The 9,944-nt window shown below is 61.7% G+C and carries 11 protein-coding genes and 4 tRNA genes; all 15 read right to left on the bottom strand.

Annotation, left to right across the window (positions count from 1 at the left end):
- Positions 1 to 77: 77 nt before the first annotated feature.
- Positions 78 to 458 carry a 50S ribosomal protein L7/L12 gene (rplL, locus tag ABRZ00_RS05385; protein ID WP_343835963.1) on the bottom strand — a complete coding sequence of 127 codons (381 nt, stop codon included), beginning with the start codon at positions 456 to 458 and terminating at the stop codon, positions 78 to 80.
- Positions 459 to 533: 75 nt separating this feature from the next.
- Complete coding sequence (rplJ, locus tag ABRZ00_RS05380; RefSeq protein ID WP_343835964.1) at positions 534 to 1,058, bottom strand: 50S ribosomal protein L10; 525 nt, start codon at positions 1,056 to 1,058, stop codon at positions 534 to 536.
- A gap of 223 nt (positions 1,059 to 1,281) precedes the next feature.
- Positions 1,282 to 1,977, bottom strand: coding sequence for a 50S ribosomal protein L1 (rplA, locus tag ABRZ00_RS05375; RefSeq protein WP_343835965.1), 696 nt, complete (start codon positions 1,975 to 1,977; stop codon positions 1,282 to 1,284).
- 2 nt (positions 1,978 to 1,979) lie between these two features.
- Complete coding sequence (gene rplK / locus ABRZ00_RS05370; RefSeq protein ID WP_343835966.1) at positions 1,980 to 2,414, bottom strand: 50S ribosomal protein L11; 435 nt, start codon at positions 2,412 to 2,414, stop codon at positions 1,980 to 1,982.
- 214 nt (positions 2,415 to 2,628) lie between these two features.
- Complete coding sequence (gene nusG / locus ABRZ00_RS05365; RefSeq protein ID WP_343835968.1) at positions 2,629 to 3,162, bottom strand: transcription termination/antitermination protein NusG; 534 nt, start codon at positions 3,160 to 3,162, stop codon at positions 2,629 to 2,631.
- 14 nt (positions 3,163 to 3,176) lie between these two features.
- Positions 3,177 to 3,557: a preprotein translocase subunit SecE gene (secE, locus tag ABRZ00_RS05360; protein ID WP_343835969.1), complete on the bottom strand. Its 381-nt coding sequence runs from the start codon at positions 3,555 to 3,557 to the stop codon at positions 3,177 to 3,179.
- 40 nt (positions 3,558 to 3,597) lie between these two features.
- A tRNA-Trp gene (locus ABRZ00_RS05355) sits at positions 3,598 to 3,673 on the bottom strand.
- Between the two features lie 89 nt (positions 3,674 to 3,762).
- Entirely contained in the window at positions 3,763 to 4,953 is a 1,191-nt protein-coding gene (gene tuf / locus ABRZ00_RS05350) for an elongation factor Tu (protein WP_368639903.1), read from the bottom strand.
- Positions 4,954 to 4,989: 36 nt separating this feature from the next.
- Positions 4,990 to 5,064 (bottom strand) — tRNA-Thr (locus ABRZ00_RS05345).
- Between the two features lie 35 nt (positions 5,065 to 5,099).
- Positions 5,100 to 5,173, bottom strand: a tRNA-Gly gene (locus ABRZ00_RS05340).
- A 49-nt stretch (positions 5,174 to 5,222) separates the two neighbouring features.
- A tRNA-Tyr gene (locus ABRZ00_RS05335) sits at positions 5,223 to 5,309 on the bottom strand.
- Between the two features lie 39 nt (positions 5,310 to 5,348).
- Positions 5,349 to 6,287: a ParB/RepB/Spo0J family partition protein gene (locus ABRZ00_RS05330; RefSeq protein WP_368642699.1), complete on the bottom strand. Its 939-nt coding sequence runs from the start codon at positions 6,285 to 6,287 to the stop codon at positions 5,349 to 5,351.
- A gap of 37 nt (positions 6,288 to 6,324) precedes the next feature.
- Complete coding sequence (locus ABRZ00_RS05325) at positions 6,325 to 7,134, bottom strand: AAA family ATPase (protein WP_343835945.1); 810 nt, start codon at positions 7,132 to 7,134, stop codon at positions 6,325 to 6,327.
- Positions 7,131 to 7,808, bottom strand: coding sequence for a 16S rRNA (guanine(527)-N(7))-methyltransferase RsmG (gene rsmG / locus ABRZ00_RS05320; protein WP_368642700.1), 678 nt, complete (start codon positions 7,806 to 7,808; stop codon positions 7,131 to 7,133). The genes ABRZ00_RS05325 and rsmG overlap by 4 nt, the downstream gene beginning before the upstream one ends.
- A complete protein-coding gene (gene mnmG / locus ABRZ00_RS05315; protein ID WP_368644572.1) occupies positions 7,805 to 9,721 on the bottom strand; it encodes a tRNA uridine-5-carboxymethylaminomethyl(34) synthesis enzyme MnmG in 1,917 nt (638 codons plus the stop codon). The genes rsmG and mnmG overlap by 4 nt, the downstream gene beginning before the upstream one ends.
- Positions 9,722 to 9,944: the final 223 nt, after the last annotated feature.

The raw sequence follows: 9,944 nt of genomic DNA, 5'->3' as shown, positions 1-9,944 counted from the left end.
GGCTTTGGAAAGCGCAGAACAGGCCTGAAACAGGTGTCTGGCGCTTCCCCGGGCATCCCGGGCGCGGCGATAAGGTCTTACTTGAGTTCGACCTTGGCGCCGGCTTCTTCCAGCTTCTTCTTCGCGTCTTCGGCGGTCGCCTTGTCCGCGCCTTCCTTGACGGGCTTCGGAGCGCCGTCGACCAGGTCCTTGGCTTCCTTCAGGCCCAGACCGGTGATTTCACGCACGGCCTTGATGACGTTGACCTTGTTGGCGCCGACTTCGGCCAGGACGACCGTGAACTCGGACTGCTCTTCAGCGGCGGCGGCAGCGCCACCGGCGGCCGGGGCGGCGGCCACGGCGACAGCGGCCGCAGCGGCGGACACGCCGAACTTCTCTTCCATTTCTTTGATCAGCTCGGACAGTTCGAGCACGCTCATGGCGGCGATCGCGTCCAGGATTTCAGCTTTAGTTGCCATTTTTAGAACTCCAGATAATTGAATAAGCCAGGTTTGGTTGTCGCTTCCAGCAACGAAGGGATGCCGGCAGGCCGCTTACGCGGCTTGCTTCTGGTCGCGAACGGCCGCCAGGCCGCGCACGAACTTCGTGGGCACTTCGTTGAGCGTACGCACAAACTGAGCGATGGGCGCCTGCATGGTGCCCAGCAGCTTCGACAGCAATTCTTCGCGGGACGGCATGGTGGCCAAGGCCTTCACGCCATCCTGGCTCAGCAGGCTGTTGGGCAGGGCCCCGCCTGTGATGACCAGCTTGTCATTGCTTTTCGCGAAATCGGACAGGACCTTGGCGGCCGCCACCGGGTCGGCGCTGATCCCATAGATCAGCGGACCGGTGAGCTGGGCGGACAATCCCTCGAAAGGGGTGCCGGCCAGCGCGCGACGCACCAGCGTGTTTTTCAACACGCGCAGGTACACGCCCGATTCACGCGCAGTTTTGCGCAATACGGTTGCGGAGGCGACGTCCAGACCACGGTACTCAGCGATGATGACCGATTGGGCGCGGCTGATTTCAGCAGCGACTTCTTCGATGACCACAGCCTTTTCTTGACGATTGAGACTCATGGTTGAACACTCCATCTAACGACGCCGGGGAATCCCCCGGCATCAACCGAATGCGGCGCACCTGGTCGAGTTCATGAATGAATTCTTCCTGGGCGCCGTCTACGCTGGATCCGGCGGTACGGCCCGGTATTAAGCGTCACGCCGAGGCGATCGGCTCCAGCGGTCTTTGACAGCGGCGCCCGGCCTTGCGGCCGGGCACAGCCCAAAGTTCTGTTGGCTGGCCTTACGCGGCCAGCGAGGCCACTTCGACGCGCGCGCCACCACCCATGGTGGAGGACACGGCGACCTTGCGCAGATAAACACCCTTGGCCGCGGCGGGGCGGGCCTTGTTCAGGGCGTCGATCAACGCAGCCAGATTGGTTTGCAGTTTCTCGACATCGAAAGACGCGCGGCCGATCGTGGCATGGATGATCCCCGCCTTGTCGGTGCGATACTGCACCTGGCCGGCCTTCGCGTTCTTGACGGCGGTGGCGACATCGGGCGTCACGGTGCCGACCTTGGGGTTCGGCATCAGGCCGCGGGGCCCCAGGACCTGACCCAGGGCGCCGACGATACGCATCGTGTCGGGCGAGGCGATGACGACGTCGAAATCGATGTTGCCGGCCTTGATGCTGGCGGCCAGGTCATCCATGCCGACGATATCGGCGCCGGCGGCCTTGGCGGCCTCGGCCTTTTCGCCCTGGGCGAAAACAGCGACGCGCATGGTCTTGCCGGTGCCGGCGGGCAGCACCACGGAGCCGCGGACCAGTTGGTCGGACTTCTTGGGGTCGATGCCCAATTGCACGGCAACGTCGATGGACTCATCGAACTTGGCGGTGGCGGTTTCCTTGACCAGCGCAATGGCCTCGGCCACCGGATACAGCTTGGTGCGATCAATCTTGGCCGCGATGGCGGCGACGCGTTTGCTCAACTTGGCCATGATCAGACGACTCCTTCCACGTCGATGCCCATGCTGCGGGCGCTACCGGCGATCGTCCGCACGGCGGCGTCCAGGTCGGCGGCCGTCAGGTCGGGCTGCTTGGTCTTGGCGATTTCCTCGGCCTGGGCGCGCGTCAGCGTGCCGACCTTGGCCGAGTTGGGCGTTGCGGAACCCTTCTGGACGCCGGAAGCCTTCTTGATCAGGATCGTGGCCGGCGGAGTCTTCATGATGAACGTGAAGCTCTTGTCGGCGAAAGCGGTGATCACCACGGGGATCGGCAGACCGGGCTCCATGCCCTGGGTCTTGGCGTTGAACGCCTTGCAGAATTCCATGATGTTCAGACCGCGCTGACCCAGCGCCGGACCGATCGGGGGAGAGGGGTTGGCCTTACCAGCTGGCACTTGCAGCTTGATGAAGCCGACGATTTTCTTCGCCATGCGATGCTCCTGTCGGGTACATGCGCCCACCCTCGAAAGGGCCGGCTCCCCGGGTTAATAAACGCCCCCACGCCGCGTCTTCGGTTTGCGTCCACCTGGCAGCTTGCATGCTGCCCGGATTTGTCAGGCCCGGGACAGTCCGCAGGGACGATCCCGAGTCTGGTTCATTTCCCCGAGGGGACGCTTGACCGTAGCGCGACCTGGCGGTAAAAAATCAGACCTTTTCGACCTGACTGAAATCAAGCTCGACCGGGGTGGCGCGACCGAAGATCGTGACCGACACGCGGACTTTGCTTTTCTCGTAGTTGACTTCCTCGACGCTGCCGTTGAAGTCCGCGAACGGGCCTTCCTTGACGCGGATGGTTTCGCCAATTTCGAAGAGAACCTTGGGACGCGGTTTTTCCACGCCTTCTTCCATCTGGGAAAGAATCTTTTCGACTTCCTTTTCGGAGATCGGGGCCGGACGATTGCCGGAGCCGCCGAGGAAGCCCGTGACGCGATTGGTGCTCTTGACCAGGTGCCAGGTTTCGTCGGTGAGATCCATCTCGACCAGGACATAGCCCGGGAAAATGCGACGCTCGGAAATCGACTTGCGACCGTCCTTGATTTCGACGACTTCCTCGGAGGGCACGAGAATGCGGCTGAACGAATCCTGCAGCCCGGCACGCTCGATGCGTTCGACCAGGGCCTTATGGACGCTTTTTTCCATGCCCGAATAGACATGGACGACGTACCAGCGCTTGCTCATGCGGTTTTCGTTCCTTAGTTCCAGCCCAGCAGCAGGCCGTAAATGACCCAGCCCAGCAGCTTGTCGGCGAGCCAGAGCAAAGCGCCGATGGCCAGCACGAAGGCGAACACGATCGCCGTCATGCGCGTGGTTTCCTGGCGCGTGGGCCAGATGACGCGACGCGCCTCGTTGTACGATTCGCGGCCGAAGGCGAAAGTGCGCCGGCCGGTGTCGCTGAACCAGACGATGACCGCGGCCAGGATCAGGCCCGCGATGAAAGCGCCCACGCGCACATAGCCGGGCGAATCCACAAGGGCCGAATACGCCACGATACCCGCAACGATCACGAGCACGGCCAGACCGAGCTTGATACGTTCGGCGGCACGGCTGACGGTTTCTACGTTCTGGTGAGACATATACGGGTGTTCGACGCCGCTGCTGCGGCAATGAGATCGGTGGCAGGGGCAGAAGGAATCGAACCCTCAACCTTCGGTTTTGGAGACCGACGCTCTGCCAATTGAGCTATACCCCTAAACCTCGAAAAACGGCGGTGCTGCCGCACCCCGTTTTTTTGAAAAAAAGAGGTGGGCGGCTAGGCCAGCCCACCATTGTACTACAAAATTACTTGATGATTTTGGCGACGACGCCGGCGCCCACGGTGCGGCCGCCTTCGCGGATGGCAAAGCGCAGGCCCTCTTCCATGGCGATCGGCGCAATCAGGTTCACCGTCATCGACACGTTGTCGCCCGGCAGCACCATTTCCTTGTCGGCCGGCAGCTCGATCGTGCCCGTCACGTCCGTCGTGCGGAAGTAAAACTGGGGACGATAGCCCTTGAAGAACGGCGTGTGGCGGCCGCCCTCTTCCTTGGACAGAATGTACACCTCGGCCGTGAAGTTCGTGTGCGGGTGGATCGAACCGGGCTTGGCCAGCACCTGGCCGCGCTCGACTTCCTCGCGCTTGGTGCCGCGCAGCAGAATCCCCACGTTATCGCCCGCCTGGCCCTGGTCCAGCAGCTTGCGGAACATCTCCACGCCCGTGCACGTCGTCTTGACCGTGTCGTGGATGCCCACAATCTCGATTTCCTCGCCCACCTTGATGATGCCGCGCTCCACGCGGCCCGTCACCACCGTGCCCCGGCCCGAGATCGAGAACACGTCTTCCACAGGCATCAGGAACGCGCCATCGACCGCGCGCTCGGGCGTCGGGATGTAGCTATCCAGCGCCTCGGCCAGTTGCATGATCGCCTGCGCGCCCAGCGGACCTTCGTCGCCGTCGAGCGCCAGCTTGGCCGAACCCTTGATGATCGGCGTGTCGTCGCCCGGAAAGTCGTACTTGGACAGCAGCTCGCGCACTTCCATCTCGACCAGTTCCAGCAGCTCCTCGTCGTCGACCATGTCGCACTTGTTCAGGAACACGATGATGTAGGGCACGCCCACCTGGCGGGCCAGCAGAATGTGCTCGCGCGTCTGCGGCATCGGGCCGTCAGCGGCCGAGCACACCAGAATCGCGCCGTCCATCTGCGCCGCACCCGTGATCATGTTCTTCACATAGTCCGCGTGACCCGGGCAGTCCACATGCGCGTAGTGACGGTTGGCCGTCTCGTATTCCACGTGCGAGGTGTTGATCGTGATCCCGCGCGCCTTCTCTTCGGGCGCATTGTCGATCTGGTCGTAGCCCTTGGCTTCGCCGCCCATCGCCTTGGCCAGCACCGTCGTGATCGCCGCCGTCAGCGTCGTCTTGCCGTGGTCAACGTGGCCGATCGTACCCACGTTCACGTGCGGTTTGGTCCGTTCAAACTTGCCTTTTGCCATGGCTGACTCCTGACTATGGAATGATCCAAGATAGTGTGGTGCCCATGATGCGGATCGAACGCATGACCTCTCCCTTACCAAGGGAGTGCTCTACCACTGAGCCACATGGGCAATATTCATTTCGACATCCGTCGAACCGGACCCGCTGGAGCGGGTGAAGGGAATCGAACCCTCGTCGTAAGCTTGGAAGGCTTCTGCTCTACCATTGAGCTACACCCGCGATTCGGATCCCTGCGACGCCCCTCGATTGAGCATGAGGCGTCTCGCTATGGTGGTGGGGGTTGGATTCGAACCAACGTAGGCGCAAGGCCAACAGATTTACAGTCTGCCCCCTTTAACCACTCGGGCACCCCACCGAAGCGAATCCCGAATTATGAAGATATAGAAAACTCTTGTCAAGCGACGGCGTCGCGGTCCGCCAGAACGGAGCCCAGGCCCTGGCGCTCCAGCAGCGCATCCAGGTGATTCCAGTCGGAAAACTCGATGACCAGTTGCCCGCCCTTGCGCGCGCCGGTCCGGATCTTCACTTGGGTCGCCAGATGATCGGACAAGGCTTTTTCCAGCCGGTCCAGATCACCCGAACGGACGCCATCCGCCTTGCGGGCCGCGCGGCCGGCCGGCGTGGAGAGGGTTTCGTCAGCTTCGCGCAGGGCGCGCGAGACGCGCTTTTCGGTTTCACGCACGGACAGCCGCCGGGCCACGACTTCATGGGCCAGAAGAATCTGCCGCGCGGCATCGGTCGCCAGCAAGGCGCGGGCATGGCCCATGTCGATATCGCCGGCCAGCAGCATGGTCTGCACCGGTTCGGCCAGGTTCAGCAGACGCAGCAGATTGGTGGTGGCCGAGCGCGAGCGGCCGATGGCCGTGGCGGCCTGCTCATGAGTGAGACCGAACTCGTCCAGCAGGCGGCGCACGCCGTGGGCTTCCTCGAGCGGGTTGAGGTCTTCGCGCTGGATGTTCTCGATCAGCGCCATGGCGGCAGCGTTCTCGTCGGCCACCTGGCGCACCAGCACGGGAACCGTATCCAGGCCGGCGAGACGCGCAGCGCGAAAACGCCGCTCGCCGGCGATGATTTCGTACTGTCCGGCCTCGCCTTCCAGAGGCCGCACCAGGATGGGTTGCATGATGCCCTGGGCACGGATGGATTCGGCCAGATCGTTCAGCGCGCCTTCGTCCATGCGGGTGCGCGGCTGGTAGCGGCCCGCGCGCAAAACGTCGAGCGGCAACTGATTGGGCGCATCGTCCTTCTGGCGGCCTACCGCATCCAACGCACCGTTGTCGGCGCCCAGCAAAGCGTCCAGACCGCGTCCAAGTCCTTTTTTTCGAGTGGCCATCGTCTGTTTTTCCTATGGGTGATGCCAGCCGGGCCGCTCAGGCGGCGCGCCGGCGAATCTGGCCGCCGACACGGCGGATGAGTTCCTCGCCGAAGGCAAGGTAGGCGCGCGCGCCCCGGGACGACTTGTCGTAGACCACGCCGGGCTGGCCATGGCTGGGCGCCTCGGCCAGGCGCACGTTGCGCGGCACGACGGTCTTGAAGACTTTGTCTCCGAAATGCGATTCCAGTTGGGCGGAGACTTGCTGCTGGAGCGTCATGCGCGTATCGAACATGACACGCAGCAGGCCGATCAGCTCCAGATCCGGATTCAAGTTGCGGTAGACCCGTTTGATGGTGTTGACCAGATCGGACAGGCCTTCCAGCGCGAAGTATTCGCACTGCATGGGGATGATCACGCCATGGGCGCCCGCCAAACCATTGAGCGTCAGCAGAGACAAGGTCGGGGGACAGTCGATGAGGATGAAGTCGTAATCCCCGGAGACCTTGGACAGGGCCCGCTTGAGCTGCATTTCACGATCATCCATCTGCACCAGGTCGATCTCGGCGCCGGACAATTCCCGATTTGAAGGCAGCACGTCGTAGCCGCCGCTCTCGGAACGGATCCGGGCGCCGGCCACGTCGGCCTCGCCGATCAGTACCTGATACAAATTGATGGAGGCCGCATTCTTGTCGACGCCACTGCCCATGGTGGCATTGCCCTGCGGATCCAGGTCGACCAGCAGCACGCGCTGGCCGTGCAGGGCCAACGCGGCCGCCAGATTGATGGCCGTGGTGGTCTTGCCCACGCCGCCCTTCTGATTGGCGATACAGAATACGCGGGCGGATTTCGGACGATCAACAGTCATGAGGTTCCTTCGGGACCGGTTTCGAGTTCCAGCAGACAGCGGTGCGCGTCCATCTCGGGCACGCTCAGTTCAACGGCATGTTTCACGAACCAGCCAGTCTCTGTTTCCAGGGCGGCCCGTTCCGCCACGGGATCCTGACCCTTCATGGCCATCATCGCGCCGCCGGGCGCGCGATGATGCGCGGCGACGCGCACGAAATCTGTCAGCGAAGCGAACGCGCGCGAAATCACCAGATCGGCCTGCAGGCTGTCCATGGATTCGATGCGGCCATGTTCCGCGCGCACGTTCTTGAGCCCCAGAATGCCGGCCGCCTGCCGGATGAAAGCGGTTTTCTTGCCGACGGCATCCACGCAGACGACGAACCAACCTGGCTGGCAGATGGCCAGAATGATACCCGGTAAACCGGCGCCCGACCCCATGTCCGCGACCCGCAGATCACGGTCCGGCCAGCGGTCGCGCAGCACAGGCACGATGGCCAGGCTGTCGAACACATGCTGCACCAGCATTTTTTCGGGATCCCGGATGGCTGTCAGGTTGTAGGCCTTGTTCCAGCGTTGCAACTGCTGCAGATAGCCCAGCAGCGCGGGGATGCAGGCATGGTCCGATTGCATTCCCAAGGCATCCAGGGCCTTTTCCAGGCGCGTTTCGAAGTGCGGATGGTACAGGCCGGTCATGCCGCCCGCCGTCCGCGCGCATGCCGCTTCAGGTGGACCAGCAGCAGGGACACGGCTGCCGGCGTGATGCCGGAAATCCGCGCCGCCTGCCCGATGGTGAGGGGGCGCGAGGCTTCGAGTCGCTGCCGGACTTCATTCGACAGACCCGCTACGCCGGCGTAGTCAAAATCATCCGGAATTTCCTGATCCGCCTGGGCTTTCTGGCGTTCTATCTCGTCGCGCTGACGATCCACGTAGCCGGCGTATTTGACCTGGATGCCAACCTGTTCGGCTTGCACGGGATCACCCAGCCCCGGACCGGCCAGCAATACGCCTTGCGTATCTTGTAGAGCCATCAGGGCGTCGTATTCGACATCGGGGCGCCGCAGCAGATCCAGCAGGCTGGGATGGCGGTCAGGCCGCTGCAAGGCCAGGCGTTCGCGGGCATGGGCATCCAGCACGGCGGGATTGACACGGGTCTCGCTCAAGCGCTGGATTTCAGCCTCCACCGCATCGCGCTTGCGGCTGAAGGCGTCCCAACGCGCATCGTCCACCAGGCCCAATGTCCGCCCGATTTCCGTGAGCCGCAGATCAGCATTGTCTTCGCGCAGGCTGAGACGATATTCCGCGCGGGACGTAAACATTCTGTAAGGTTCGGTAACGCCTTTTGTTACAAGATCATCCACCAACACGCCCAAATACGCTTGGCTTCGATCCAGCGTCCAAGGCGCTCGTTCCATGGCGTGCAAGGCAGCATTCGCACCCGCCAGCAAGCCTTGGGCGGCTGCTTCTTCGTAGCCTGTCGTGCCATTGATCTGCCCTGCAAAAAACAATCCGCGGATTGACCGGGTTTCGAGCCAGGCATGCAGGTGCCGAGGATCAAAATAGTCATACTCGATCGCATAACCTGGCCGCATGATGCGGGCATTTTCCAGACCAGGCAGGCTGCGTACCAAAGCGAACTGAATATCGAACGGCAGACTGGTTGAAATCCCATTGGGATAGATTTCGCGGGAAGACGCCCCTTCTGGCTCCAGAAAGACTTGATGGCTGGTCTTGTCGGCAAATCGGTGAATCTTATCTTCGATCGAAGGACAATACCGGGGCCCGACTCCCTCGATCACACCTTGATCGCTATACATCGGCGAGCGATCCAGACCCGAGCGCACAATTTCGTGCGAACGCTCATTGGTATGGGTAATCCAACACGGCACTTGCTCCGGGTGCATATCGGCCCGGCCAAGGAATGAAAATACCGGCACTGGGTCTGTATCCCCAGCTTGGATCTCTGTCTTGGAAAAATCAATTGTGTTGGCGTCGAGACGTGGCGGCGTCCCTGTTTTCAAACGTCCTTGAGGCAGCTTCAATTCTTTGAGTCGCTGGCCCAGACTGGTCGCTGGTGGATCCCCCGCCCGCCCAGCCGCATAGTGCGACAAACCAACGTGCATGAGACCATTCAGAAACGTGCCCGCCGTCAGGACTACCGCTCGGGCCCGAAACTCAAGACCAATCTGAGTCCGCGCCCCGACGACCCGATCTCCTTCCAGAATCAGATCATCTACGGCTTGCTGAAAAATCATCAGATTTTTCTGTCCCTGCAAAATCATCCGCATGGCGCGCCGGTATAAAGACCGATCGGCTTGTGCACGCGTGGCCCGCACAGCGGGCCCCTTTGAACGATTCAGTATCCGGAATTGAATCCCCGCCTGATCCGTTGCCCAAGCCATGGCCCCGCCCAGAGCATCAACCTCTTTCACCAGATGCCCCTTACCAATCCCACCAATCGAGGGATTGCAGGACATCTGGCCCAAGGTGTCCATATTATGGGTCAACAACAGCGTGGACGCACCCATACGGGCAGATGCCAATGCGGCTTCCGCCCCGGCATGACCACCACCGATCACGAGGACATCGAATTCTTCTGAGTAATTCATAGGGATAAACAGGAAGGTTCCTGGAATTATACTTCGCGAACCCCTGAGAAAAATGTTCCACGTGAAACAGAGTCTATGTGTTTCACGTGGAACATAACCAGACCCCAACGAGTATCTGCCTCGGAAGTTTCATCCGCTTGGCTAAGGGAAACCATCCTATCAAAACGAAACCAACTCAACACATCGTCAGAGAGCGGAGCAAGCTAAAGCCTTTCCACAGCGG

The organism is Castellaniella ginsengisoli (assembly GCF_040955415.1).
In the GTDB taxonomy this organism is placed as follows: Bacteria; Pseudomonadota; Gammaproteobacteria; order Burkholderiales; family Burkholderiaceae_B; genus Castellaniella; species Castellaniella ginsengisoli.
This window is presented reverse-complemented; position numbering and strand designations above follow the sequence as displayed.